25 protein-coding genes are annotated in these 24,897 nt (G+C 52.1%); 16 read left to right on the top strand and 9 right to left on the bottom strand.

The features are described from left to right. The first annotated feature begins 15 nt into the window (after positions 1-15). The 8 genes from C7B82_RS26230 to C7B82_RS26270 all read left to right on the top strand — a co-directional run bounded on the left by C7B82_RS26230 (position 16) and on the right by C7B82_RS26270 (position 9,177). Positions 16-276, top strand: coding sequence for a sarcosine oxidase subunit delta (locus C7B82_RS26230; protein WP_106259935.1), 261 nt, complete (start codon positions 16-18; stop codon positions 274-276). Further along, positions 273-3,338, top strand: a complete 3,066-nt coding sequence (locus C7B82_RS33990; RefSeq protein WP_245940104.1) for a 2Fe-2S iron-sulfur cluster-binding protein — start codon at positions 273-275, stop codon at positions 3,336-3,338. Before C7B82_RS26230 ends, C7B82_RS33990 begins: the two co-directional genes overlap by 4 nt. Next, positions 3,335-4,006, top strand: coding sequence for a methylglutamate dehydrogenase (locus C7B82_RS26245; protein ID WP_106259715.1), 672 nt, complete (start codon positions 3,335-3,337; stop codon positions 4,004-4,006). Before C7B82_RS33990 ends, C7B82_RS26245 begins: the two co-directional genes overlap by 4 nt. Before the next feature lie 183 nt (positions 4,007-4,189). After that, positions 4,190-5,518 (top strand): type III glutamate--ammonia ligase, encoded by a 1,329-nt coding sequence (glnT, locus tag C7B82_RS26250; protein WP_106259717.1) that lies wholly within the window; start codon positions 4,190-4,192, stop codon positions 5,516-5,518. A gap of 180 nt (positions 5,519-5,698) precedes the next feature. Next, on the top strand, positions 5,699-6,607 hold the full coding sequence (locus C7B82_RS26255; protein ID WP_106259718.1) for a class II glutamine amidotransferase: 909 nt from the start codon (positions 5,699-5,701) through the stop codon (positions 6,605-6,607). Then, a complete protein-coding gene (locus tag C7B82_RS26260; RefSeq protein ID WP_106259720.1) occupies positions 6,595-7,275 on the top strand; it encodes a GltB/FmdC/FwdC-like GXGXG domain-containing protein in 681 nt (226 codons plus the stop codon). Before C7B82_RS26255 ends, C7B82_RS26260 begins: the two co-directional genes overlap by 13 nt. Before the next feature lie 202 nt (positions 7,276-7,477). After that, positions 7,478-7,753: a hypothetical protein gene (locus C7B82_RS26265; RefSeq protein WP_106259722.1), complete on the top strand. Its 276-nt coding sequence runs from the start codon at positions 7,478-7,480 to the stop codon at positions 7,751-7,753. A gap of 68 nt (positions 7,754-7,821) precedes the next feature. Continuing rightward, a complete protein-coding gene (locus C7B82_RS26270; protein ID WP_106259724.1) occupies positions 7,822-9,177 on the top strand; it encodes an FMN-binding glutamate synthase family protein in 1,356 nt (451 codons plus the stop codon). Positions 9,178-9,356: 179 nt separating this feature from the next. Here the strand turns inward: C7B82_RS26270 and C7B82_RS26275 are convergent, their stop codons facing one another. Continuing rightward, positions 9,357-10,832, bottom strand: coding sequence for a leucyl aminopeptidase (locus tag C7B82_RS26275; RefSeq protein WP_106259725.1), 1,476 nt, complete (start codon positions 10,830-10,832; stop codon positions 9,357-9,359). A gap of 48 nt (positions 10,833-10,880) precedes the next feature. Here C7B82_RS26275 and C7B82_RS26280 point away from each other — a divergent pair, with 48 nt between their 5' ends. Then, on the top strand, positions 10,881-11,753 hold the full coding sequence (locus tag C7B82_RS26280) for an MBL fold metallo-hydrolase (RefSeq protein ID WP_106259727.1): 873 nt from the start codon (positions 10,881-10,883) through the stop codon (positions 11,751-11,753). Between the two features lie 60 nt (positions 11,754-11,813). On the opposite strand, the gene C7B82_RS26285 is transcribed toward C7B82_RS26280, so the two are convergent. Continuing rightward, positions 11,814-12,179: a type II toxin-antitoxin system RelE/ParE family toxin gene (locus C7B82_RS26285; protein ID WP_106259728.1), complete on the bottom strand. Its 366-nt coding sequence runs from the start codon at positions 12,177-12,179 to the stop codon at positions 11,814-11,816. Beyond that, complete coding sequence (locus C7B82_RS26290; protein ID WP_106259730.1) at positions 12,172-12,411, bottom strand: hypothetical protein; 240 nt, start codon at positions 12,409-12,411, stop codon at positions 12,172-12,174. The genes C7B82_RS26285 and C7B82_RS26290 overlap by 8 nt, the downstream gene beginning before the upstream one ends. A gap of 308 nt (positions 12,412-12,719) precedes the next feature. Between C7B82_RS26290 and C7B82_RS26295 the strand changes: the two genes are divergently transcribed. Continuing rightward, positions 12,720-13,877 (top strand): GUN4 domain-containing protein, encoded by a 1,158-nt coding sequence (locus C7B82_RS26295; RefSeq protein WP_219904704.1) that lies wholly within the window; start codon positions 12,720-12,722, stop codon positions 13,875-13,877. 154 nt (positions 13,878-14,031) lie between these two features. Here the strand turns inward: C7B82_RS26295 and C7B82_RS26300 are convergent, their stop codons facing one another. The 3 genes from C7B82_RS26300 to C7B82_RS32725 all read right to left on the bottom strand — a co-directional run bounded on the left by C7B82_RS26300 (position 14,032) and on the right by C7B82_RS32725 (position 15,001). After that, positions 14,032-14,430 carry a type II toxin-antitoxin system VapC family toxin gene (locus C7B82_RS26300; protein ID WP_106259731.1) on the bottom strand — a complete coding sequence of 133 codons (399 nt, stop codon included), beginning with the start codon at positions 14,428-14,430 and terminating at the stop codon, positions 14,032-14,034. Then, positions 14,414-14,638, bottom strand: coding sequence for a hypothetical protein (locus C7B82_RS26305; protein ID WP_106259733.1), 225 nt, complete (start codon positions 14,636-14,638; stop codon positions 14,414-14,416). Before C7B82_RS26305 ends, C7B82_RS26300 begins: the two co-directional genes overlap by 17 nt. A gap of 201 nt (positions 14,639-14,839) precedes the next feature. Further along, on the bottom strand, positions 14,840-15,001 hold the full coding sequence (locus C7B82_RS32725) for a hypothetical protein (RefSeq protein WP_181357701.1): 162 nt from the start codon (positions 14,999-15,001) through the stop codon (positions 14,840-14,842). On the opposite strand from C7B82_RS32725, the gene C7B82_RS26310 reads away from it, so the two are divergent. Next, positions 15,000-15,545, top strand: coding sequence for a CU044_2847 family protein (locus C7B82_RS26310; RefSeq protein WP_181357703.1), 546 nt, complete (start codon positions 15,000-15,002; stop codon positions 15,543-15,545). The two genes, C7B82_RS32725 and C7B82_RS26310, sit on opposite strands and share 2 nt — an antisense overlap. A 112-nt stretch (positions 15,546-15,657) precedes the next feature. On the opposite strand, the gene C7B82_RS26315 is transcribed toward C7B82_RS26310, so the two are convergent. Then, positions 15,658-16,101, bottom strand: a complete 444-nt coding sequence (locus C7B82_RS26315; RefSeq protein WP_106259735.1) for an Rrf2 family transcriptional regulator — start codon at positions 16,099-16,101, stop codon at positions 15,658-15,660. Positions 16,102-16,289: 188 nt separating this feature from the next. Here C7B82_RS26315 and C7B82_RS26320 point away from each other — a divergent pair, with 188 nt between their 5' ends. Beyond that, positions 16,290-17,561, top strand: a complete 1,272-nt coding sequence (locus C7B82_RS26320) for an MFS transporter (protein ID WP_106259736.1) — start codon at positions 16,290-16,292, stop codon at positions 17,559-17,561. Between the two features lie 16 nt (positions 17,562-17,577). Here the strand turns inward: C7B82_RS26320 and hisIE are convergent, their stop codons facing one another. Further along, a complete protein-coding gene (hisIE, locus tag C7B82_RS26325) occupies positions 17,578-18,243 on the bottom strand; it encodes a bifunctional phosphoribosyl-AMP cyclohydrolase/phosphoribosyl-ATP diphosphatase HisIE (RefSeq protein WP_106259738.1) in 666 nt (221 codons plus the stop codon). Positions 18,244-18,285: 42 nt separating this feature from the next. On the opposite strand from hisIE, the gene C7B82_RS26330 reads away from it, so the two are divergent. The 3 genes from C7B82_RS26330 (at position 18,286) to typA (ending at position 22,028) form a co-directional block, all read left to right on the top strand. Then, positions 18,286-19,173 carry a Dam family site-specific DNA-(adenine-N6)-methyltransferase gene (locus C7B82_RS26330; protein ID WP_106259739.1) on the top strand — a complete coding sequence of 296 codons (888 nt, stop codon included), beginning with the start codon at positions 18,286-18,288 and terminating at the stop codon, positions 19,171-19,173. A gap of 28 nt (positions 19,174-19,201) precedes the next feature. Continuing rightward, complete coding sequence (locus tag C7B82_RS26335; protein ID WP_106259741.1) at positions 19,202-19,990, top strand: Uma2 family endonuclease; 789 nt, start codon at positions 19,202-19,204, stop codon at positions 19,988-19,990. Between the two features lie 238 nt (positions 19,991-20,228). After that, on the top strand, positions 20,229-22,028 hold the full coding sequence (typA, locus tag C7B82_RS26340) for a translational GTPase TypA (protein ID WP_106259742.1): 1,800 nt from the start codon (positions 20,229-20,231) through the stop codon (positions 22,026-22,028). A 52-nt stretch (positions 22,029-22,080) separates the two neighbouring features. Here the strand turns inward: typA and C7B82_RS26345 are convergent, their stop codons facing one another. After that, positions 22,081-23,283 (bottom strand): type IV pilus twitching motility protein PilT, encoded by a 1,203-nt coding sequence (locus C7B82_RS26345; RefSeq protein ID WP_106259744.1) that lies wholly within the window; start codon positions 23,281-23,283, stop codon positions 22,081-22,083. Positions 23,284-23,634: 351 nt separating this feature from the next. Here C7B82_RS26345 and C7B82_RS26350 point away from each other — a divergent pair, with 351 nt between their 5' ends. Then, the gene (locus tag C7B82_RS26350; protein ID WP_106259745.1) at positions 23,635-24,816 is read left to right on the top strand and encodes a DUF58 domain-containing protein; all 1,182 of its coding nucleotides are present in this window, start codon (positions 23,635-23,637) and stop codon (positions 24,814-24,816) included. The last annotated feature ends 81 nt before the right edge of the window (positions 24,817-24,897 follow it).

Genomic DNA, 24,897 nt, shown 5'->3' on the forward strand with positions numbered 1-24,897 from the left:
ATGGATGGGATGAGCATGAAATTAATGGTGTGTCCAATTAACGGTACTCGACCGCTTTCTGAATTTGTGTATGGCGGCGAAGTACGTCCCATGCCCGATCCACAGTCATTAGATGATGCAATGTGGGCAGATTATGTGTTTAACCGTAATGGTGCCGCAGGTGTGAAGCAAGAATGGTGGTGCCATACGCCGAGCAATACCTGGTTTTTGGTCGATCGCAATACCCTAACCGATGAAATTCTTCGCACCTATTTGTTCAGTGAGGATGCAGCATGAGTCAACGACTGCCACCGCTACCGGGCGAATGGATCGATCGCACTCAGCCGATCGACTTCACGTTTGAAGGCACAACCTTTCGAGGCTACGCAGGCGATACCATCAGTAGCGCGTTGTGGGCAGCGGGTCAGCACATTTTGGGACGTAGCTTCAAATATCATCGTCCACGTGGGCTGTTGAGCTTTGCCAATCACGACATCAACACGCTGATGCAAGCTGGTCAGGTGCTGAATGTTCGAGCAGATGTCACGCCGTTAGAAGCGGGAATGGCGCTCACCGCCATTAATACGGTGGGTGGCGTGATGGGCGATCGTGCCAGCGTCCTCAACTTCTTTTCACCCTTTCTGCCCGTTGGTTTCTACTACAAAGCCTTTTTAGATCGAAAACTCTTCCCTTTTTGGGAACGCCTGATTCGCCGCATGACTGGGTTAGGCGAAGGCGATCCATCAACGCCCCACATTCGCACACCCAAACGCTACGACTTTTGTGATGTGTTGGTAATTGGTGCGGGTGTTTCCGGACTGGCAGCGGCTCTGGCAGCAGCGAATGCAGGCGCAGATGTGGTCGTTGTTGATGAGAATGCGAAAGCTGGTGGGTCGGGCAGTTATCAATTGGGCGGTGATGGTTCTCTCGCCGAGAAAACCAATGAATTGCTGGCGGCGATCGCCACCCATCCCACTATTCGCCTCTACACGGGAACACAGGCAGCAAGCTATTACGCCGATCACTGGATTCCCCTGGTCGATCGCGATCGGCTCTCCAAAATGCGGGCCAAGGCAGTCATTGTTGCCAGCGGTGCTTATGAACAGCCAGCCGTTTTTCACAACAATGACCTTCCGGGTGTGATGCTGGCATCGGCTGCTCAACGGCTTATCTATCGCTATGCGGTGAAACCCATGCAACGGGCAGTCGTTTTGGTGGCGAATAGTGATGGGTATCGAGCGGCATTGGATCTGGCGGCGCATGGGGTGATTGTGATGGCGATCGTCGATCTGCGCCCCACTCCGGTAGTAACGGAGCTCACGCAAAGGGCGCGATCGCAGAACATTCCCATCTTTACAGGACATTGCATCTACGAAGCAAAGGGAAATCCAGCAGGCGATGGCATTTCCAGTGTGGTGATTTGTCCCTTGGATAGAAATGGTGAGCCGCTCATTGGACAGAAACGAACGATCGCCTGTGATGGCATTGCCATGAGTGTGGGTTGGGCACCGACCGCAAATTTGCTGTATCAAGCGGGTGCCAAAATGCGTTTTGATGACCACTTGCAGCAGTTTGTGCCAGATGTGTTGCCTGCGGGCGTTTTTGCCTGTGGTCGAGTCAATGGCATCTTTCAGTTTGAGCCGAAAAGGCTGGATGGCGATCGCGCTGGGATGGCAGCAGCAGCTTATCTAGATTTTGAAAACTCACACACCCACAATTCGGTATACGAGGGACTAGAGCCGAAGCAAGCAGCACCTTTCGGGGGGCGTGGGGGAGTTAGGCCCCCACATGGCGGGGGCACGGGGGGAAGTCCCCCGGTCAGGACTGCAAACGCAGCCCAGATATTTATACACAGCAGTTCGTTCAGGAGTGAGAGTGTTTCTCATCCCTGGCCGATCGTCCCCCATCCACACGGCAAAAACTTTGTGGATTTTGACGAGGATCTGCAACTCAAAGACTTCTACAATGCTGCACAGGAAGGATTTGACAACATTGAACTCCTCAAGCGCTACACCACGGTAGGGATGGGACCCAGCCAGGGTAAGCATTCCAACATGAATGCTCTACGAATTCTGGCACGCATTACGGGTAAAACTCCTGGAGCAGTGGGTACAACAACCGCACGACCGTTTTTCCATCCGGTGCCTCTGTCTCATCTAGCAGGGCGTGGGTTTACACCAGAGCGTCAAACACCGCTGCATAGTTGCCATGCTGCATTGAACGCAACATTCATGCTGGCGGGGAACTGGCGGCGACCCGAATACTACGCTCAATCGGGAAAAAGCCGTGAGGAATGCATTGGGGCGGAAGCGATCGCTGTTCGTACTCAGGTCGGCATCATCGACGTGGGCACCTTGGGCAAGCTGGAAATCCGGGGTGCTGATGCGGCTGCATTTCTGGAGCGCGTCTACACCGGACGCTACGCCAATCTGAAAGTCGGGATGTCTCGCTATGCCCTGATGTTGGATGAAACGGGTGTCATTGTGGATGATGGCGTGATTGCTCGCTTTGAAGCCGAGCATTTCTACTTCACGACAACGACATCCGGTGCAGCGAATATTTATCGCGAACTGTCGCGACTCAATACGATGTGGCGCTTAGACTGCGGCATTGTGAACACAACAGGGGCACGATCGGCCATCAATCTAGCAGGCCCTTACGCCCGTGAAGTGCTTGCCAAACTCACCGATCTGGATTTGTCCAGTAGCGCCTTCCCCTACCTTGGTGTGCGTCAGGCAACTGTGGCTGGCATTCCCGCTTTACTCCTACGCGTTGGTTTTGTGGGTGAATGGGGCTATGAAATTCACGTCCCGGCAGACTCCGCGCTCGCGCTCTGGGATGCTCTGCTAGAAGCGGGTGCAGACTACGGTATTACCCCCTTTGGCGTCGAAGCGCAGCGGCTGTTGCGATTGGAGAAAGGGCACCTGATTGTTGGGCAGGATACCGACGGTTTGACCACTCCGCGAGAGGCTGGTTTGGGATGGGCTGTCAAACTGGATAAGCCATTTTTCATTGGTCAACGGAGTTTGCAAAGTATGGCAAAACGTCCGGTCAAACACACGTTGGTGGGCTTTATGCTGGAGCCATTTCAAGGGGTGCCGCCCCAAGAGTGTCATTTAGTGATCGATCGCGATGAGATTGCGGGTCGTGTCACCAGTATTGCCTACAGCCCCTCACTGCAACGGTTTATTGGGTTGGCATACGTGAGAACAGAGTTAGCAACGATGGGCGATCGCATCTCCATTCGCCGCTCCGATGCTTCCTTTGTCACTGCAACCATCAGTCCTACACCGTTCTACGATCCTGAAAACCTCCGCCAGAAAGAATCCATTCCCAAACGTGAGGAGGTTGCGGTATGAAGACACGTCGCGTGAGTCCAGTGCATGATGTACTCCAATCTCTTGATGGATCGTGGCGTGATGTGAATAAAATGCCATCGTTGGTGACAATGCCGAATGACGCTGCGATCGCTTCCCGTTTAGGTATTGCCGATGTCTCCTGCCTGACTCGCTTCGGAGTCAAAGGAGCCAATGCAGCCGCTTGGTTATTAAATGAAGGCATCACAACACCCGATCGACCCAATACCTGGAGTCCGCTTCCCGACGGTGGCATCATTGCTCGTCTTGGTTTAACAGAATTTTTGATCGAAGACAGTTTGCACAGCCACATTGCACCACAATTGGCGGAAGCTTGTCAGCAACCACCCGCCAAAGTCTATCCCGTCTTGCGTCAGGATGCCGCGATCGTCCTTTGTGGCTCAGCGGTCAACGAACTACTGCTGCAAACCTGTAGCGTTAACTTTTGCGCTTTATCATTACTGGAGCGTCCCGTTATCCTCACCTCAATGGTGGGGGTCGCTGTGATTATTATTCCGGGGGAACGCAATGGACAACCCTTCTATCGCCTCTGGTGTGATGGTACTTTTGGAGCATATCTGTGGCGGACGTTGGTGGCGATCGTAGAAGAGTTAGGTGGGGGGATTGTCGGCTTGGAGACAGTGATGAGGGATAAAAGTTTTGAGTTTTGAGTAGCGCTAGCTCCGAAGGAGCCACTTTGTGTTTCTTGTATGCCGAAGGCTTTACGCGCCGACAAGCTAGAGAGTTCTGAGTTAATTCAAATCTCTTTACTTCCCCACTCCTCCGCCTCTCCTGCTCCTATCTTCTAACAACCAACAACTAACAACCAACAACCATTTTCAAGGCATCCATCTATGACTCCAGAAACAGCAAAGAAATTTCTAGCAGACAATCACGTCAAATTCGTCCTGGCGCAGTTCGTAGATATGCACGGCACTGCCAAAACGAAAGCCGTACCTGCCTCGCACTTTGACGACATTCTCGATCCGGGCGCAGGCTTTGCGGGCTTTGCCGTTTGGGGTCTGGCGCAACAGCCTAACAGCCATGATTTCATGGCGATCGGTGATCCATCAACCTTGAGCCTGGTGCCCTGGATGCCAGGGTTTGCCCGCATGGTTTGCGTTGGGCACGTGGATGGACAGCCCTATCCTTACGATGCTCGGTTCGTGCTGATGCAGCAGTTGGAACGGCTGAAGCAAAAAGGCTGGACGTTCTATACCGGGCTGGAACCTGAATTTAGCTTGCTGCGAAAAGATGCTCAAGGCCACATTGCTCCCGCTGATCCGACCGATACGTTGGAAAAACCCTGCTACGACTACAAAGGACTGTCTCGCAGTCGCGCGTTTATTGAAAAATTGGTGGAAAGCCTGCAAATTGCTGGCTTTGACGTGTATCAAATTGACCACGAAGATGCAAACGGTCAGTTCGAAATCAATTACACCTATACGGATTGCTTAACCTCCGCCGATCGCTACATCTTCTTCAAAATGGCAGCGTCTGAAATTGCCAAAGAGATGGGGCTGATTGCCACCTTCATGCCCAAGCCTTTTGCTAACCGCACGGGTACCGGGATGCACATGCACATGTCCATGTCGGATGGCACATCCAACATTTTTGCGGATGACAGCGATCCTCGCCATTTGGGACTGTCCAAACTGGCGTATCACTTCCTTGGTGGCTTGCTGGCTCATGCGCCTGCACTGACTGCGATCTGTGCGCCTTCCATCAACTCCTACAAACGACTGGTGGTGGGACGAGCGCTCAGTGGTGCCACCTGGGCACCTGCCTACATCACTTACGGTGACAACAATCGCTCCAGCCTGGTGCGCATTCCAGGGGGACGACTCGAATTCCGCCTTGCCGATGGTTCCTGCAATCCTTACCTAGCCGCCGCTGTCGCGATCGCTGCTGGACTGGACGGCATCGAAAATGAACTTGATCCGGGCGACCCCCACAACATCAACCTCTACGATCTCTCCGAAGCCGACCTCAAGGACAAAGGCATTCAAACCTTGCCGCAAAGTCTGAAAGAAGCGATCGACGCCCTCGAAGCCGATACCGTGCTCACCAATGCCCTCGGCCCTCTCGCCACCGAATTCATCAGTCTCAAGCGCATGGAATGGGTCGAATACATGCGCCATGTCTCGGACTGGGAAGTGCAGCGCTATTTGGAGTTTTTCTAAGCGGCTTGTTTAGTTGTTAGTTGGTAGTGGTTGGTTGTTAGAAGTCAGGAGTCAGAAGCCAGGAGAAAAAGCAATGACTACTCACTACCAACTAATGCCACTGACCACTAACCATCCTTGCAATTCAACACTCAACACTTCTTTAACTAAAAACTAACCACTACCAACTAACAACCATCTATGTGTGGCATCGTCGGCTTACTCATCAAAAATCCATCACTGCGATCGTCACTCGGTGAACTGATGGTGCCCATGCTCATTGGCATGAGCCAACGCGGTCCCGATTCTGCCGGACTCGCCGTCTTTACTGAAGCGCTGCCAGATAATCAGCGCAAATACAGCCTCTACTCTGGCAGTATCCCTGCGGGTGATCACTTCCACTGGTCAGAACTGGCGCAGACCTTTCAAACCCATTTCAATACGGCTCCCGATCTCCAAATTCACGAGAATCAAGCCGTGCTGACCGCGAACCTGGCTCCCAGTGCCGTCAAGCAATGGCTACAAGACCACTATCCACACATCCATCTCTTGTCTATCGGACGGGCGATCGACCTGTACAAAGATGCCGGTAGTCCGACTAGCATTGCCGATCGCTATCACTTCAAAGACCTGCAAGGCTCCCATCTCGTCGGGCATACCCGCATGGCAACCGAATCTGCCGTCACGCCTGCCCACGCCCATCCCTTTACGGCCGGCGAAGATTTCTGCCTCGTCCACAATGGCTCTCTTTCCAATCCCTACGAAATTCGCCGCAAGCTTGAACATCACGGCATTCACTTTGAAACCGACAACGATACCGAAGCCGCCTGCCGCTTTCTCGAATGGCGGATGCAGGAAGGTGATGATTTGAAAGCAGCCATTCAGAAAGGCTTTGAAGCGCTTGATGGTTTCTATACCTTTCTCATGGGCACAGCAGATAAGTTGGCGTTGGTGCGTGATGCCTTTGCCTGCAAGCCTGCTGTGGTCGCAGAGACGGATGATTACGTGGCGATCGCCTCCGAATTTCGCTCGCTCGCTCATCTTCCCAACATTAATCATGCTCACATCTATGAACCCGCACCCGAGGAAATGTACGTATGGACGGTGTAACCTTCGACCTCGCCCAAACGCCCCTGCGCGAAGTCAACCGCTTTCTCCATCAACCATTAAGCGGTCAAACCATCCGCATTCTGAATGCTGACGGTGCTCACAACATCGCGGTCGGTTTAGATTCGCCTGTAGAAGTCGAAATTGCGGGGCATGCGGGCTATTACGCGGCTGGCATGAACCAACTGGCAAACGTCACCATTCTCGGTAATGCCGGCCCCGGTGTTGCCGAAAACATGATGTCAGGACGAGTCCACGTCAAAGGCTTTGCTTCCGTTGCTGCTGGAGCGTCTGCCCAGGGCGGCTTACTGGTAATCGATGGCGATGCTAGTCTGCGCTGTGGTATTTCCCTCAAAGGAGCCGATATTGTGGTGGGTGGCAGCGTCGGCAGCTTCTCTGCGTTCATGGCACAAGCCGGACGAATCGTGATTTGCGGCAACGCAGGCGATGCCCTCGGCGATTCTCTCTACGAAGCCATCATCTACGTACGCGGCACCATCAAATCACTCGGTGCCGATGCCCAAATTGAGCCTATGACCGATGCTGATTACGAAGCCGTGGGCGAACTTCTCGCCAAAGCCGGTTTTTCTCACGATGCAAAAGAATTCAAACGCATTGCCTCTGCCAAGCAGCTTTATCACTGGAACGCCGATGCCAATCAGGAGTATTAAGTATCTTCATTCTGATGCGATCGCATTCGCTAGGATAGAGCAAGCGCCTGCTATAAATGATCAAACACATTTTGGGTTTACGCAAACCTCGGAGGTTTTAACCAAACATTGAACTCTATGACCAGCTTTAGTGCTTAAACCTCCGAGGTTTTGGCAAAATGTGTAAATCCTAACATTGAGAGACGATGAAGAGTGAGGCTAGATGGAATCGATTATTAAAACTATTATCACCAAGTTAAATTCCTTGCCTCAAACGAAGTTACATGAAGTGTTGGACTTTGTTGAATTTGTCACTTGGCAAGAACAGCACACAGCACAATCTAGCCTCAGCAATCTAGATACGACCATGAGAGATCAAGACTTTGAAACTCTCACAAATCAACTTTTAGATGAATTCGACAAATGTGTTGACCCCAATCTGCCTTTGCTATCAGACTATGCAGTGAGCCGCGCAGGGATTTATGAGGAGCACCCCTAAACAGTGAACTACTTTATCCTGCTACGTTTTGCCGATCGCTCCTAGCCACTTCACACGACTGTAAGAACATGAACGACGCTCAATCGCATCAATCCATTTCTCGTGAAGCATCCTGGGGCTACGACAGCCGCATGATTAGCTACATTCAAAATGCAGCGGCGCATGGTCTTTACGAAATTCGTGGGCTAGGTGCCAAGCGGCGCTTGCCCCACTTTGATGATTTGGTGTTTTTGGGTTCCTCTCTCTCGCGGTACCCGCTGGAAGGCTATCGCGAAAAATGCACAACCAAAACCGTTCTGGGGACTCGGTACGCCACTAAACCCATTGAGTTGGAGATTCCCATCACGATCGCAGGCATGAGTTTCGGCTCTCTCTCTGCCAATGTCAAAGAAGCATTAGGACTTGCTGCAACTGCTGTGGGCACCTCGACCACCACGGGCGATGGCGGCATGACATCCGAAGAACGGCTTTCCTCCAAAACCTTGATCTATCAGTGCTTACCATCCCGCTACGGGTTCAATCCTGATGATGTGCGCAAGGCAGACGCGATCGAAATTGTCATTGGGCAGGGCGCAAAACCGGGCGGTGGTGGCATGCTGCTGGGGCAAAAAATTAATCCTCGCGTGGCACAAATGCGCACCTTACCCGAAGGCGTCGATCAACGCTCTGCCTGCCGCCATCCTGATTGGACAGGCCCCGATGACCTCACTATCAAAATTCAAGAGTTGCGGGAACTCACCGATTGGGAAAAGCCCATCTATGTGAAAGTGGGAGCCTCGCGTACCTTCAATGATGTCAAGCTGGCGGTGCATTCCGGTGCGGATGTGATTGTCGTTGATGGGATGCAGGGCGGCACCGCGGCAACCCAAAGTATCTTTATCGAACACGTCGGCATTCCCACGCTGGCAGCGGTGCGTCAGGCAGTGGATGCCCTCGAAGATCTGGATATGAAAGGCAACGTGCAGCTCATTGTATCCGGTGGTATTCGCACCGGAGCGGATGTGGCAAAAGCGATCGCGATGGGTGCCGATGCCGTCTCGATCGGACAAGGCATTCTCATTGCGTTGGGCTGCAATAGCGAAACCTACATCCAGCAGGGCGAACATCACTCGGCTATTGAGGATTATGCGGCGATCGGCACCGCTCCCGGTTTCTGCCATCATTGTCACACTGGAAAATGTCCCGTGGGTGTCACTACTCAAGACGCCCTGTTGGAAAAGCGTTTGGAACCTGAGGTCGGTGCGCGTCGGGTCGAAAACTATCTCAAAACGTTGAATATGGAACTGACGACGATCGCGCGCGCCTGCGGCAAGCAAAATATCCATCATTTGGAGCGGGAAGATCTCGTTGCCCTTACTGTTGAAGCGGCGGCAATGGCACGTTTACCGCTTGCCGGAACGCCCTGGATTCCCGGTTGGCAGTGAGAAACGCTTTGCGATACTAGACGCTATGTTCCCGGTTGACAAAAAAGTTTAGCAAACGGGGTACAGGCAAAGAGCGTAGAGACGATACAGGGTAACGTCTCTACAGTTTGACAACACGTTCAAACACCACCGAGGCAAACCCATGCAAGGGCATGGGTAACTGTGGCTATGAATTGTGGCTACTCGCTGATCGCCCAGTTCACCAGCGTTCTCACGCCATAGCCTGTGGCACCAGGGCTGTTGTAGCCGTTTTCCTTCTCCGTCCAAACGGGGCCAGCCACATCAAGGTGTGCCCAGGGGGTTTCTTTGACGAACTGTTTGAGAAACAGTGCAGCAGTAATTGAGCCACCAGGTCGCGGTCCTGTATTTTTCATGTCGGCGATCGGGGATTTCAATCCGTCGAAGTACTTTTCTTCCATCGGCATCTGCCAGATTTTTTCGCCTGCTAGCTCGCCTGCCTGTGTTAACTGGCTAGCAATGGCAGGGTCAGAACTCCACAGCCCCGCAATGTCTTCGCCCAAAGCAATGACGCAGGCTCCCGTGAGCGTTGCCAGATCGACGATCGCATCCACACCCAGTTTTTCAGCAAAAACCAGCGCATCGGCGAGCGTCAAACGACCTTCGGCATCCGTATTGTTGATTTCGATCGTTTTGCCGTTCGAAGCCGTGAGAATATCGCCCGGATGGATGGCATGACCGCTGATCATGTTTTCGGTAGCAGCGCTGATGAAGTGGACTTCGACATCGGGTTTAATTTGCGCGATCGCCTTCGCTGCACCCAATGTGGCTCCGGCACCGCCCATATCAGTTTTCATCATCTCGATACCGCTGCCTGCACCTTTGATGTTGAGTCCACCCGAATCAAAGGTTAGTCCCTTGCCAATAATTGCCAGCTTGCGGCGAGGTGTGCCGTCTGGTTTGTAGGTCAGGTGAATAAACTTCGGTGGCAGATCGGAGGCTTGCGCGACACCGAGAAACGCTCCCATACCCAGCTTCTCGCAGTCTTCCCGCTCCAAAATTTCTAGTGCCAGACCGTATTCGTTGGCGATCGCTTGAGCCGTTTCTGCCAGAGTAATAGGCGTGACGTAATTGGCAGGAGCCGCGACTAACTCACGCGCCAAAAAGACACCCGACGCAATCTGACGAGCACGAGTCACGGCACTCTCCTGATTACCTAACCCCAATAGCTCAATTTGCTCAACCGACGATCCTTTATCTTCTGTTTCCGATTTGAAGCGGGTGTCCTGATAGAGCGCCAGTTCAGCACCTTCCGCGATCGTCTGAGCCGTGAGTGCCGCCTTATCCTGCCAGATAGGCAGACTGATGCCCAGCGATTTGCACTTTTCCTTCTTTGCCAGACGCGCACTTATAGCCCCTGCCCGACGCAGACTGTCCAGCTTCAGGCTCTCCGGTTTGCCCAAACCCACTAGAATGAGTTTACGGACTGTGCTGCCTGACCCGACTCGCGTTGCCGCACTGCTGCCCTCTTTACCTTTGAACTCTGCTTCGGCGATCAGCTCTTTCAGTGTGCCAGACAGCTTGTCATCCAACGCGACTAACTCAGCCGTGAGTTCGCCATCACCTTCAAACAGACCGATCGCCAAACCATCCCCAGACCACTCTAAGAGGGGCTTACTCGTCGTTCGCAAATCCATGCGGCTTTTCCTCGTTGTCTTATCAGATCTCTAGTATCGATCAAAATCATGGCTCACCTCACCCAACGTCGCCCTGAAAACGTCAGCGGGGACTTTTATGTAGATACGACCTGCATTGACTGTGACACCTGCCGTTGGATGGCTCCTCAAGTGTTTTCTCAAGTAGGCGACCAGTCGGCGGTGCACCATCAGCCTGCCAGCGAGTTTGAACGGTTGCAGGCGATGCAGGCACTGTTGTCTTGCCCCACTGCGTCGATCGGCACCGTAGAGAAACCAGCCGATATCAAAGCAGTGCAGCAGAGTTTCCCGATCGCCCTTGCCGAAAACGTCTACCACTGTGGCTACCATGCGGAAAGTTCCTATGGAGCCGCTAGCTACTTGATTCAACGTCCTGATGGCAATGTGCTGGTCGATTCGCCACGCTTTGTACCGCTGCTGGTGAAACGGTTAGAAGCGATGGGTGGTGTTCGTTATTTGTACCTGACTCATCGCGATGATGTGGCGGATCACGCTAAATTTCATGAGCATTTCGGGTGCGATCGCATTCTCCACAAAGACGAGATCAATGCCGATACTCGAACGGTTGAGATCCAGCTTTCTGGTACGGAGACAGTCCAACTCGCGCCCGATTTGCTGATCATTCCCGTTCCCGGACATACCAAAGGGCACACGGTTCTGCTCTACGACCAAAAATTTCTGTTTTCTGGCGATCACCTCGCCTGGTCAGACGATCGCCAACAGCTCATCGCCTTTCGTTCTGTCTGCTGGTACTCCTGGACGGAACAAACCAAATCGATGCAACGATTGGCAGACTACTCGTTTGAATGGGTGCTGCCCGGTCATGGTCGTCGGTTTCACGGCGATCGGGCAACCGTGCACCAGCAAATGCAGCAATGCGTGCAGTGGATGCAGAGCGTCTAGGAGATTCAATGCGCCTTAGTAAGTAGATCTGAAGACTTCAGATACAGGGCTTTCGCTTGTTTAAGTAGATTCTGTATCAGCCTGGAATTTCTTGATGATGGCGCGGATCTCGTCAACGGTCACGTCATCTTGGTCAGATTTGGAGTAGAGGCGGAGTAGGACAACGACATCAGGGGCAAGGCTCTGGTAGATGACGCGATAGCCGCCACTTTTGCCTTTGCGGATGGCGCTGTTTTTAACACGGACTTTGTAGACGATGTAGTCTGCGAAACCAGGGATGTGATCGCCAGGGAGGTCGCCGTTTTGCAGTTGTTCGATCAAGGGTTGCAGGTCAAGTTCGATGCTGCGATAGCGTTTTTTGAGGGCGCGGGCTTCACGTTTGAATTCAGCAGTTGTTAAAACCTGCGTGAATGCGGGTTCAGGCATCGCTGTCGTCGTCCCACAGGGTTTCGACGGGGCTGATGCGCCCTGCTTTTACGTCTTCGAGAGCGCGGTAGAGCCCAGCTAGGACTTCGGCTTTGGGGGTATCGTCGGGATCGAGGACTACGATTTGCTGGAGGGCTTGGAGGATGAAGGTTTCGAGAGGGAGGTTGAGTTGGGTGGCTTGCTTAATAAGGCTGGCTTGGAGGTCGTGGGGAAGGTCGATCGTGATTTGCATAACATAAGCTCCGTAATTTGATTCTTTGCTGAGTTTGTAGGATAGCCAACCTTGATCACGCAATACCGCACGTTTTGTTCAACGTCTTCCACGTCGTAGTGAGTGTAGGTACTACGAGATCTATTCTCGCGCAGGGGATGAGAGCCGCAAGCGATCGCCTCAACAAATTTGCCTTATTACCCAGGGCGATCGCACGCACTATTCTTCCTGCTGTGAATGCCCACTCAGGGCGTTTCCGTTAACCTGTGGCGGAAGACTATAATCGACTCAGCAAGCCTGATCAAGATTGTTTCCTCGCCCGTCTCCCAATGCCGAATGATACTGTCGAAATCTTTATCTCATACTCGAAGCAAGACAAAGAGTTGCGTGACGGGTTGCTGTCTCACCTGCGTCCGCTCGAACGGGAAGGCATTATTACCTGGCACGATCGCCAAATTTTGCCCGGTACAGAGTGGGATGACGAGATTAGAGCGCGTCTGAATGCCGCAGACATTATTTTGCTGTTGCTCAGCGCTGACTTTTTAGCCACCGACTACTGCACGCAAGTTGAGATCCCGGAGGCACTGCGACGGCATCAGACCAACGACGCGATCGTGATGCCAGTGATCTTGCGGCATTGCGGTTGGCAATACACTCCTCTGGCAGCAATCCAGGCTTATCCCGAAAAGGCAAAGCCGATTAAAAGCTGGAGCGATATTGATGAAGCCTATACGAATGTGGTGGATGGTGTTTACCTGGCAGCAACCGAGATTAAAAAACGACGCAATCAGCAACAGCAGGCGGAAGAACAACAGGGGCAGCGATTGCTTGCTCAAAGAGAAGCGGAGGAAAAGACAGAATGGGAACGGCTTCAACGGGAACAGCAACGAATGACGGAATGGTTGAATCGGGAAGCCGAAATAGTAAAACAACAGAAGCAGGAATTAGAACAGCAACGGCTATTGAAGCAGCAACGAGCCCAAAGAAAGAGACAGGCTGCTCAAACTGAAAGTACCGATAAGCTAGCCTCTGAAAGAGGGATAGACTACACCCGACTGCAAGACTTGCTGAAGGCAGGGCAGTGGAAAGAGGCAGACAAGGAAACGGCAGACAGGATGTGCGAAGTAATGGGTCGGCAAAAGGAACGTTGGTTAAGAGTGGAAGATATACAAAACTTTCCCTCTGCTGACCTGCATACGATTGATCAACTGTGGGTAAAGCACAGCCAGGGCAGGTTTGGGTTCAGTGTGCAGAAAAAAATCTGGCAGGCATGCGGTAGTCCAACCGAGTACGATCGGAACTGGGAAAAGTTTGGCGAAGCCGTTGAATGGAAGAAAAAAGTTCTGTGGATAAAATACAGCGAAGTTACTTTTGATACCTCAGCCCCAAATGGTCATCTACCTTATCTGGGGGTGGGTCGGGTGGGGGAGGCTGGGTTCATTGGTATGGTGTGGTGGGTTTCTCTTCTCTCGTGTCGAGACTTGTAAAGTCTAGCATTGAGTATTTTCAGGGCTTTCTAAAACTTTGCTACAGCTAGGTAGATCTATGAGGAATCGGCGTTTCCATGTTTTGTGACCTGGCATCGTTTGTCTTCCAAGACCTCCGAGGTTTTGAAAACCTCGGAGGTCTAAATCCAAGTCTTTATGGATTGAAGGGGTTAACAATGCTCAATCCGTTGATTTGCTGGAAATCTTGAGTGTTGCGTGTGACCAGAGTGCTTGTCGTTTCCAACGCACACGCTGCAATGAGGGCATCGGGTAAGGCAGTTCGATCAGCTCGACGAATTTGGGCAGTTCGATCCAGAATGCTTTCTGTCAGAGCGATACAGGTTAGCGATCGCAAAAATGCGCGAATTTGCTCTGCCTCTGCTTCTGTTAATGCTGGGTAGCACAGCAGTTCGACCCAACTCACAGGACAATAGAACCCTGCCGCCTTTCCAGTCAGAATGTCTTCTACAACTGGCTGAACAACTGGATCACCGTTGAAGTAATAGATGAAGATATTCGTGTCGAGTAGATACCGTCTATCGGTTCCATTCATCTCTCAACTGCCGTTGAAACTGGAGTGGGTCAATGCGTCGAGGCAAAAAGCCAAAGAGGTTGCTTGATGGTACTGTTTCAAAATCAGTCTGTGGCATTGATTGCACTACGACAACCATCTCAACGAGACCTGGCTGAATGATATCCGGTAAGGTAATTTCTACCTTGCGATCGCCCTTGACCTCAATTACTTGACGAATGGTTTCCATCTTTAGTTATTAAGAGCGTTCTACTATCAGTTTACTGCCCAGAGCTAGCAATCAGTTCAGGGTTATGGGGAAGGTGAAAGGCAGTGGTGTTGAGATTTCACATGGCAGTTAAGGACTCCTGAACTCAGCGATCGTCCATCCCGCTTCACAAAGGCTGATTGGGTGATCGTACATTTCACCCACGTTCAAACTAACTCACCATTAACTTTGCTCCGTTCCCGTTTGTCTCCATGCTGTTTGATGCGGTAGGTGCGATCGCAGTCTTTGCTCTGCTTTGAGAGGATGAGGGGTGACACCCATTAAGTGAAAGCGATCGTTCTTAGCCAGAATCGGGATCGCATCAACCCTCGCAGGCAGAAACATGACTAAGATTGTCCCCGTCCAACTGGATAACGGCACCGTTCTCTATATTGAGGCACAGGATGATACGGAAACCGCTCCCATATCACCCCAAGCCCCGATCGACGAAACAATCGAACAACGGCGTGGCGGCGCAAAAGGCATTACCGATCCGAGAATGCCGTTTCGTCCTACTCCAACTCAGTCCATGCAAATGGTTCAAAGCACCATTCGTACTTACACAACCTATTGCCTGGATGCCTTCAAAAACTGTGCAGCAGCCAATGTCGATGAAGTGACGCTAGAGTTTGGCATTAATCTTAGCGCCGATGCGGGTATCCCTTACATCGCCAGCGGCAAAGCCCAAAGCAATCTGAAAATCACCGTCAAGTGCTCGTATAACAAACCCGGTGACGAAGACGGCAAGGCTGTTACGACTGAGCCATCGGTTGCCAACACCAGTGGGCAGTCGTTTGTAGGCAACGGACAAGCGTTTGCAGGCAATGGACAAGCGTTTGCGGGTGAGGGGCAGTGGCTAGTGGGCGATCGGCAAGAGGTGGAAAGGTAAGGAGCCAAGAGTCAGAGGGTGGAGGACGCAGGGGAGGCTGAGGGAGCAAGAGAAAGCAGAAGTTTCTTCCGAACTCAAAACTCAAAACTTTCCCCTACTCCTCCGCTCCTTCTCACACGACGAAACTGGTCTCTTCCCCTTGCGCTGCCTGCCAACTGCGCGCATCAAAGTACAAATCTTCCAGTGAGATACTGTAGAGGGCTTCCTTTAGTTTTTGGTGGAGTCGATTCCAGACGGTAAAGGTGACCCAGTCTTCTGCCTGTGAGCCGTCAGGAGAGTGCCTGGGGAGTGGATCTACACTTTCACCAACGGCTTCTAGAATTTGTCCTAGCGAAATACTGGCGGGCGATCGCGCGAGTTGATATCCGCCCTGCGATCCCCGTAGAGATTGGACCAATCCAGCACGGCGCATCTCGATCAGCAGTTTTTCGAGATACGGAGCGGGTAGGTCTTGACGTTGCGCGATCGCCTTTACCGATGCCGGGCCATACTTCGGTTGTAGCGTCAGATCGAGTAGCGCTTTGACGCTGTAATGTCCGCGAGTCGTTAATTTCATTGAGGGAAGAGGCCAGAAAAGAGGGAAGACGATCGCCCCACCATTTTATGAAGAGCATCGATTGGATGAGCGGCATCCTAAGCGTAACAGGTGCTTCTACAGCAGCCACTGAACGAATTCTTTTTCTCCAAGGCTCGACATTCAGGCAAACTTGAGGTCTAATATTCCCTGTCTCAGGTTTCTGCTTCATGCCTCGAAAATCCAAACTCTTGTCCTGGCTACCCGCTTTGAACTATCAGGTTTGGGTTTTGGCAGCAGGACGGCTGCTGTCTCAAACAGGTTCGGGGTTTACACTCTTCTACGCGCCAATCTTTTTCGTCAATCAGGTCGGTTTGTCGGCAACACAAGTGGGTCTGGGTTTGGGCAGCGCGTCTATTTCGGGTGTGTTTGGGCGTTTGTTGGGTGGGTCGTTCGCCGATTCGCAGTTTTGGGGACGACGACGGACGCTGTTGCTGTCAGCGGTATTGTCGGCGATCGCGTCCATTGTCCTTGCCATCTCCAGCGATTTTCCTGTCTTCGTTGCGGGCAATCTGCTGATGGGGTTGGGCATTGGCTTATATTGGCCCGCGAATGAGGCGATGGTGGCAGATTTGACAGCACCCGCACAGCGCAATGAAGCGTTTGCCTTGACTCGTTTGAGTGACAGTTTGGGTCTGGGCTTGGGTGTAGTTTTGGGTGGCTTGCTAGTCGGTATGACGGGTGCTTATCGAGCGCTATTTGTGATTGATGCCATTTCGTTTGTGGTGCTGTTTGGAGTGGTGTATTGGGCGATCGCCGAATCAAATCAATCGATCAGTAACCATGAGGCGATCAGGGGTTGGCAGCAGGCATTGCGCGATCGGCGTCTGCTCACCTATGCCGTTGCCAATGTGCTGTTCACCACCTACCTGGTGCAGATCAATAGCACCATGCCGCTGTACTTCACAAATTTTCTGTCGGGTCTGCCAAAGGGCTTTTCGCCACCGATGTTGAGTGCCCTGTTTACCTGGCATATGGTGGTGTCTGTATTGTGTCAATTGCCAGCTGTCCGAGTGCTGAATCGCTTTAGCCGAGCGCGCGGGTTAACGCTGTCTGCTGTGCTGTGGGGCGTGGGCTTTCTGCTGGTATGGGTTACGGGGGTTGTGCCCTCAAATCATCTGCTGTGGGCAATTCTGGCCTTGGGTGTGTTGGCGCTGGCAACTGTCACTTATATGCCATCCGCCTCTTCTATTACGGTTGAGTTGGCTCCAGAGTCTCTACGTGGTGTTTATCTTGCAGTCAATTCGCAGTGCTGGGCGATCGGTGCTTTCATTGGGCCACCGTTGGGTGGTTGGGCGTTGGATCAGTCACCGTTCGTTGCCCATAGCCTGTGGATCGGGTTAGCGCTCAGTGTCAGTATCGCTATCCTGGTTTTGCAAGTACTTGATCGCATGATGCAGTGTGACTTGCCTCAAGACGTCGTGAGACCCAAATACAAGTAAAGGCGGTGGCAAATCCTCAACGGCGACGTTCTTGCAGCTTGCGATAAACGGCTTTTAGATCAACGTTGTGATGCGCCAGTGCTACAAGTGTGTGGTAAAAAAGGTCGGCAACCTCACCCGCGATCGCGTCTGGCTCATTATCCTTACACGCCATCACGACTTCAGCCGTTTCTTCGCCAATTTTTTTGAGAATCTTGTTGTCGCCGTCAGCCAACAGCTTGGAGGTATAGGAGGATTCGGAGGGATGATCGCGGCGATCGCAAATGACCCCGAAAACTTGTGACAGCATATCAGCTGGGGGTGGGTTCACCGAGCCATTGACGCGATGAAAGCAACTGCGCTCTCCAGTGTGGCAGGCAATTTCGCCGATCTGCTCGACCCCAATGAGCAGTGCATCACTATCGCAGTCGTAGCGGATCGAGTGGATTTTTTGGAGATGCCCCGATGTTGCGCCTTTATGCCAGAGTTCCTGACGCGATCGGCTCCAGAACCAGGTTTCACCTGTATCCAACGTTTTTTGCAACGAGTCCTGGTTCATCCATGCCATCATCAACACGGTGCCATCCAGGTAATCCTGTACAATTGCTGGCACTAAACCGCGATCGTCGTAGCGGATCGTTTCTACCGGAATCGATTGCTGTAAGTTCATTGCCTCAAACGTCTCTAGAGTCGGTGTCTTCATCTTACCGACTGTCGGTTGCTTTCCTCCTGTTGCCTGTAGAGATTGCCTGTAAACGTGTTGCCTGTAAAAGTGCCGCCCATCAAATGCCAGGGTATTAAAACGAAGCTGGTGCCCTTTATCCTGAGTCAAATCCATTGGGTTGAGCCAGCAGACTCAAAATGGATTGAACCCTTTGTCGGTTCGGGTGTGGTGGTTTTCAACCGGGCTCCCCAACGGGCGTTGATTGCCGATTCAAACCAGCATATTATTCGGCTGTATCAAGGCATTCAGATGGGCGAAATCGATCGAGCCATTGTTTCGGATTTCCTGCAACGCAATGGCGAAATGCTGCTGCGTTCGGGCGCAGACTATTACTATGAAGTACGCGATCGCTTCAATCAATACGCCTCACCGTTAGACTTTCTCTTTCTTAACCGTGCTTGTTTTAACGGGCTGATGCGGTTTAACCGCAAAGGTGGTTTCAACGTGCCGTTTTGCCGGAAGCCCCAGCGTTTTGCCCAAAGCTACATCACCAAAATTGCGAATCAAGTCGATTGGGTTGCCAAGCAGATGGCAGGTAAAGATTGGGAATTTCGTATTGCCAATTGGCAGGACGTCCTGCTCGAAGCTCAGCCGGGTGATTTTGTTTACCTCGATCCACCCTATTGTGGTCGTCATACCGATTATTACAATGCGTGGAGTCAGGCAGAGGCAGAAGCCCTGGCTATAGCGACGAAGCAATTGCCATGCGGCTTTGCGGTATCGATGTGGCTCGAAAATCAGCACCGTAAGAACAGTCATATTCAAGACTGCTGGTCAGATTTAGAGATGCGCGTGTGTCAGCACTTCTACCATGTGGGAGCTAGGGAAGCGTTAAGAGGGGCGATCGCGGAAGCTCTATTGATCAAACCTGGGTTTGCTACAGGCAATGGGCGATCGTCGCTAAAATGAAGCTAATCCTTATTGGCTCCATCAGGCTATGGTGACAACGCCAGGTTTGCCCATTACTCCAACGCCAGCACGACCAGCAGAAACCCTCGTCATCACTTGGGAACCCTTACCTGACGACGTGCCCTTAGAAGATGAGCCTGTGGAAAATACTGGTCAACCTCTCCTGGCAGGAGCGCTCCGCGAAGCGCTCGAATTAGCTGGGTTCATCCAACCAGAGATGCTGATCGCATCCAACTTTGGGTTGTGTGCAACCGTCAATGGCGATCTGGTCATCAAAGCGCCTGATTGGGTCTATGTGCAAGCTGTGCAGCCTTTAGGAGTGGCAGCAGATCGTAGAAGCTATACGCCGACGCTTCAAGGGGCTGTTCCTCTTGTCGTCATGGAGTTTCTGTCCCACAAAGAGGGTGGCGAATACTCCGTGAAGCGCACGTTTCCGCCGGGAAAGTGGTTTTTTTACGAACAGATTCTTCAGATTCCGGTCTACGTCATATTCGATCCGTCGGATGGACTGCTCGAAATCTATCAGTTAGCCGCCGGACGCTACGAATTGCAGCCCCTTACGCCTGAAAACCGCTGCTGGTTTGCCGATATGAGATTATTTTTAGGCGTTTGGCAGGGCACCAAAGAAGAACGCACAGGCTATTGGTTACGCTGGTGGGACGAAGCAGGAAACTTGCTACCGTGGGCTGTGGAGCAAATTGCTCAAGAGCGCCAGCAGGCAGAACAAGAGCGGCAACGAGCAGAGCAGGAGCATCAACGGGCAGAAAGACTGGCAGAGTATTTGCGATCGCAGGGCGTTGATCCAAATTCACTCTAAACAAGGCTTCCTTACACCCTTTGTTACGTCAACCGCTAAGATAGAATTGTTAAGGCTTCTTTACTAGACTTGACACGGAATTTGGGGAACGCTCTGTGAAGAAGTGTTCAACGCTGTCTTTAGAGGCTGAATCTCAGACTCGCTCATTCGTCTGTTCAAGCTTTATAGTCCACAATTAGCGCTCATCGGTCGTCTCTTATCCTCTTCCCTTTCGATATCCTCTTCCACGGAACCCGTTATGACTCTCCCTATTCGCAACGTTGCGATCATTGCTCACGTTGACCACGGCAAAACTACTCTTGTTGACGCCCTACTGAAGCAGGCAGGTACCTTCCGTGAAGGCGAAGAGGTTCCAGATTGCGTCATGGATTCCAACGATCTGGAGCGAGAGCGTGGGATTACGATTCTGTCGAAAAATACAGCGGTTCGCTACAAAGACACGCTGATTAATATTGTCGATACACCTGGACACGCTGACTTCGGTGGCGAAGTGGAGCGGGTGTTAGGCATGGTGGATGGCTGTCTGCTGATTGTGGATGCCAATGAAGGCCCGATGCCGCAGACACGGTTTGTACTGAAAAAAGCACTGGAAAAGGGCTTGCGCCCGATCGTGCTGGTAAACAAAATCGATCGCCAGCGCGCCGATCCCCACACTGCGGTTGACAAAGTACTCGATCTTTTTCTGGAACTGGGTGCTGACGACGATCAGTGTGAATTTCCCTACCTGTTTGCCTCGGGTATGGCAGGCTTTGCCAAAGAAAAGCTGGAAGACGAGTCGGTGGACATGAAGCCGCTGTTTGACGCTTTCTTGCGGCATGTTCCACCACCGATTGGTGATCCCGAAAAGCCGTTGCAATTGCAGGTGACCACGCTCGATTACTCCGATTACCTTGGTCGCATTATTATTGGCAAAATTCACAACGGCACGATTCGGGCGGGTCAACAAGCCGCGTTGGTGACTGAAAGTGGCGCGATCGTCAAAACAAAAGTGACCAAGCTCATGGGCTTTGAGGGTCTGAAGCGGATCGAGATTGAATCTGCCTCCGCAGGCAATCTTGTGGCAGTCGCAGGTTTCGCTGGGGCAAACATTGGCGAAACGATTACTGATCCCAACGATCCGCAAGCGTTGCCGCTCATCAAGGTCGATGAACCAACCTTGCAAATGACGTTCCAGGTGAATGATTCGCCGTTTGCAGGCCAGGAAGGCAAGCTGGTTACCTCTCGTCAGGTGCGCGATCGCCTCTTCCGTGAATTGGAAACGAACGTTGCTTTGCGCGTCGAAGAAACCGATTCACCGGATAAGTTTCTGGTCTCTGGTCGGGGTGAACTTCACCTCGGTATTTTGATTGAAACCATGCGACGGGAAGGCTACGAGTTTCAGGTGTCGCAGCCACAGGTGATCTACCGTGAAATTAATGGACAGCCCTGCGAACCGTTTGAGACGCTGGTCTTAGACGTGCCCGAAGAAGCGGTTGGTAGCTGTATTGAACGCCTGGGTCAGCGCAAAGGCGAAATGCAAGATATGCAGGTTGGCGTTGCTGGTCGGACGCAACTAGAATTTGTCGTTCCCGCACGAGGGCTGATTGGCTTCCGGGGCGAATTTATGCGCCTGACTCGTGGTGCTGGCATTATGAACCACAGTTTCCTGGAATATCGTGCCATCAGTGGTGCGATTGAAACGCGGCGTAACGGTGTCTTGATTTCTTTCGAAGAAGGGGTCTCGACCGTCTATGCCATGCAAAATGCTGAAGACCGGGGTGTTTTCTTTATTACTCCTGGCACTCGCGTTTATAAAGGCATGGTTGTGGGCGAACACAACCGCAACCAGGACTTGGAGCTGAATATCTGCAAGAGCAAGCAGCTAACCAACCACCGCGCTTCTGGCGGTGAAGAGCTAGTACAACTGCAAGCTCCGGTCGATATGAGTCTTGAGCGTGCTCTGGAATACATTGGTTCTGATGAGCTGCTTGAAATTACGCCTCAATCAATCCGCTTGCGGAAAGTTGATAAAGCGAAGAAGATGGCAGGCAAAAAGTAAGTATGAAGTATAAAGGCTAAAGGATCAAAGAATTAATCCTTTAGCCTTTCTTTTACGCGTGATTGAATTCGCGGTTGGACGATCGCGCTGGGTCAAAGCCTTCATTACGCACCCGTCGCCGGAGATCACCAGCATCGGGAGACGCTCTCACCGCATCATCCGGGCTAATCTTGCCGAGCAGCACTAGATCACACAGTGCCTGGTTCATGACCTGCATGCCCTGATTGGTATCGGTTTCCATGAGCTGGAAGGCATCAGTTTCCTGTCCTTTCAACAGGTAATCCTGCATGGCAGGTGTGTTGATCAGGATCTCGTGGACAGCGGTTCGGCGTCCATCCGTTGTCGGAATGAGCTGCTGCGCCACGATCGACACCAACGATTCGGTAATTTGCACCCGCATCGCTGCCTGTTCATCGGGGTTGTAGATGTTAAGCAGGCGATTCAAGGCGTTGATCGCATTCCGTGTGTGCAGCGTTCCTAATACCAGGTGGCCCGTTTGAGCCGCCTTAAGGGCCGTATCAACGGTTGTGCGATCGCGCATTTCCCCGATCAAAATGATATCTGGATCTTCCCGCAGCACGGCTCGTAGTGCCTGGTGGAATTCATGGGTGTGTAGCCCCACTTCTCGCTGGCTAATCAGACACTTCTGTGATGGATGCACATACTCAATGGGGTCCTCAATCGTGACGACATGCCTCGTCATATTTTCATTCAAGTGCCGCAGCATTGCCGCCAACGTGGTCGATTTTCCAGACCCGGTTGGACCCGTAATGAGAATCAAGCCTTGCGGCTGGCTCACTAAATATTTCAGTACTTCTGGTAGCCCCAAGCCCTCAATCGACGGCACCTCAAGCGAAATCAGTCGCAGCACGATCGCGCCGCCCGTCAGGGTCTCAAAGCAGTTAACCCGGCAACGCAAAAAGCCCGGATAGAAAATGGCGGTATCCAGTTCCTTGTGCTGTTCAAAGTCTTGCCGTTGCTTTGGCGATAAAATTTCGGCTAGATATGTCTCAAATAGTTCAGGCGTCACTTTCAGCTGATCCCGTGGCTGCACCATCTGCCCTCGGATGCGGAATCTGGGCAATTCGCCAATGCGAATATGAATGTCAGAAGCCTGCCTTGCATGAGCATCCCGAACCATTTGTTCGATGGAACTGGTCTCTTTCAGTCGCCCTTGCGCAGCCATTGAAAGAGGTGGTGGCGGCGGTGCGCTCGGTGCTTGATCGTGGGGACGGGGTGCGGGTGAGCCGGACATTGGTATCTCTCTGGTAGGTCTTTCGTTATGCAGAGCCATCACAGTGGCACAATCTAGTTCAACGGATGTCAGCCTGGGTAGACTAGCTTGAGTAAGCTAGAAATTTTGCTGATGCGAACTAAGAACTTACTGGCACGCCTGATAAATATCCACTTATTGTATCGAGTAACCTTGAAGTGATCCGTCTTTTTGGTACTGCTGCTGCTAAATTCAGTGACGACGCTTGAAAGTTACGCTTAAAAGTAACGTGATGATAGCAAGTATCATGTTGGGAGTAACCTTTAAGTTACCTGCAATTTGGTCTACTGAAAACTTGCCTTAACTCTTAGTGCGTCTAGCGTAGCAATTTTCATGAACACTGCAAAGCGAATTGCTGACTGGCTAGAAGCCCACTGGGTTACGCCTGCTTACAGCGGCTGGCTATTAAGTAGTTTAGCGCTCTTTTTCTTCGTTTCTGCTACGAATACGTTGGCTGGTTGGCTCTATGTGATCAGTGGGATCAGCTTTGCTTTGCTTGTGATCGCGGCAGTTTTACCCGAGCGGATGTTACGCGGTATCCAGGTTCAGCGCCGTCTGATCAATCCTGTAACGGTTGGCGATCCATTGACTATTGAGTTGCTGTTGGTGAATACGACGAAACAACCCAAGACCTTGATTCAGGTACAAGATTTGCTGCCTTTTGTGATGGCTTCCCCTGTAACAGCGACGATTGAACGCATTGCGCCGCACAGCACGCATCACTGGCTTTATCACCAACCAGCCCAACGACGTGGCCTTTACCGCTGGCAAACCGTTAACTTGAGAACGGCTGCACCATTGGGGCTCTTTTGGTGCAGACGATCGCAAACAGTCCCCGCGGGCGCGGTGGTGTATCCCACCATTTTGCCGTTAACGCAGTGTCCGTTGATCGATGAAATGGGACGTGATGCTAACGTCTTGTTCAACCGCGATCGTCGGGCTCAAGCTGCTAGCGAGGGCTTAACACGATCACTGCGTCCCTATCGTTGGGGTGATCCTATCCGTTTCGTCCACTGGCGGACTAGCGCCCGCTATGGTGAACTGCGAGTGCGTGAACTGGAAACTTTAACCAGTGAGCAAGCGCTCATCATTTGCCTGGATAGCGCCATGCCCTGGCAGTCTCCCAGTGATTCAGAAGCAGCTGAACCATTTGAACAAGCGGTTGTTGCGGCTGCCTCTCTTTATTTTTATGCTGTTCGCCGCAAGCTTAGCGTTCAAGTGTGGACCGCTGGGATGGGACTTATCCAGGGTAATCAAGCCGTGCTAGAAGCGTTGGCAGCCGTTCAGGCTGGTGAAGAGGCCCGATCAGACAGACTACCAGATGCGCCGCTACTTTGGCTGGCGCAAGATCCCGTTAGGATAGCGACTTTGCCGCTTGGAAGTCGCTGGCTGCTGTGGCCAAGTGCACAACTGGAGCAGTTTGTCTCTCATTGTCCAGGTATGCGGCTGCAGCCCGATCAACCATTACAGAGCCAGCTCCAAAAAGCATTGGAGAAGCAACTGCAGAGTGAGTAAGCGATGAAGCGATGTGTCACGCTATGGTTGTATAGCTATAGCCATGCTGGTTAGGACGGGGTGCAGGGGTGGAACCCCTGG

This window comes from Stenomitos frigidus ULC18 (assembly GCF_003003795.1).
GTDB lineage: Bacteria > Cyanobacteriota > Cyanobacteriia > Leptolyngbyales > Leptolyngbyaceae > Stenomitos > Stenomitos frigidus_A.

Coding starts and splice junctions, on each gene's coding strand:
- C7B82_RS26230 (WP_106259935.1), top strand. CDS start 16: ATGAAATTAATGGTGTGTCCAATTAACGGTACTCGACCGCTTTCTGAA.
- C7B82_RS33990 (WP_245940104.1), top strand. CDS start 273: ATGAGTCAACGACTGCCACCGCTACCGGGCGAATGGATCGATCGCACT.
- C7B82_RS26245 (WP_106259715.1), top strand. CDS start 3,335: ATGAAGACACGTCGCGTGAGTCCAGTGCATGATGTACTCCAATCTCTT.
- glnT (WP_106259717.1), top strand. CDS start 4,190: ATGACTCCAGAAACAGCAAAGAAATTTCTAGCAGACAATCACGTCAAA.
- C7B82_RS26255 (WP_106259718.1), top strand. CDS start 5,699: ATGTGTGGCATCGTCGGCTTACTCATCAAAAATCCATCACTGCGATCG.
- C7B82_RS26260 (WP_106259720.1), top strand. CDS start 6,595: ATGGACGGTGTAACCTTCGACCTCGCCCAAACGCCCCTGCGCGAAGTC.
- C7B82_RS26265 (WP_106259722.1), top strand. CDS start 7,478: ATGGAATCGATTATTAAAACTATTATCACCAAGTTAAATTCCTTGCCT.
- C7B82_RS26270 (WP_106259724.1), top strand. CDS start 7,822: ATGAACGACGCTCAATCGCATCAATCCATTTCTCGTGAAGCATCCTGG.
- C7B82_RS26275 (WP_106259725.1), bottom strand. CDS start 10,832: ATGGATTTGCGAACGACGAGTAAGCCCCTCTTAGAGTGGTCTGGGGAT.
- C7B82_RS26280 (WP_106259727.1), top strand. CDS start 10,881: ATGGCTCACCTCACCCAACGTCGCCCTGAAAACGTCAGCGGGGACTTT.
- C7B82_RS26285 (WP_106259728.1), bottom strand. CDS start 12,179: ATGCCTGAACCCGCATTCACGCAGGTTTTAACAACTGCTGAATTCAAA.
- C7B82_RS26290 (WP_106259730.1), bottom strand. CDS start 12,411: ATGCAAATCACGATCGACCTTCCCCACGACCTCCAAGCCAGCCTTATT.
- C7B82_RS26295 (WP_219904704.1), top strand. CDS start 12,720: ATGCCGAATGATACTGTCGAAATCTTTATCTCATACTCGAAGCAAGAC.
- C7B82_RS26300 (WP_106259731.1), bottom strand. CDS start 14,430: ATGAATGGAACCGATAGACGGTATCTACTCGACACGAATATCTTCATC.
- C7B82_RS26305 (WP_106259733.1), bottom strand. CDS start 14,638: ATGGAAACCATTCGTCAAGTAATTGAGGTCAAGGGCGATCGCAAGGTA.
- C7B82_RS26310 (WP_181357703.1), top strand. CDS start 15,000: ATGACTAAGATTGTCCCCGTCCAACTGGATAACGGCACCGTTCTCTAT.
- C7B82_RS32725 (WP_181357701.1), bottom strand. CDS start 15,001: ATGTTTCTGCCTGCGAGGGTTGATGCGATCCCGATTCTGGCTAAGAAC.
- C7B82_RS26315 (WP_106259735.1), bottom strand. CDS start 16,101: ATGAAATTAACGACTCGCGGACATTACAGCGTCAAAGCGCTACTCGAT.
- C7B82_RS26320 (WP_106259736.1), top strand. CDS start 16,290: ATGCCTCGAAAATCCAAACTCTTGTCCTGGCTACCCGCTTTGAACTAT.
- hisIE (WP_106259738.1), bottom strand. CDS start 18,243: ATGAAGACACCGACTCTAGAGACGTTTGAGGCAATGAACTTACAGCAA.
- C7B82_RS26335 (WP_106259741.1), top strand. CDS start 19,202: ATGGTGACAACGCCAGGTTTGCCCATTACTCCAACGCCAGCACGACCA.
- typA (WP_106259742.1), top strand. CDS start 20,229: ATGACTCTCCCTATTCGCAACGTTGCGATCATTGCTCACGTTGACCAC.
- C7B82_RS26345 (WP_106259744.1), bottom strand. CDS start 23,283: ATGTCCGGCTCACCCGCACCCCGTCCCCACGATCAAGCACCGAGCGCA.
- C7B82_RS26350 (WP_106259745.1), top strand. CDS start 23,635: ATGAACACTGCAAAGCGAATTGCTGACTGGCTAGAAGCCCACTGGGTT.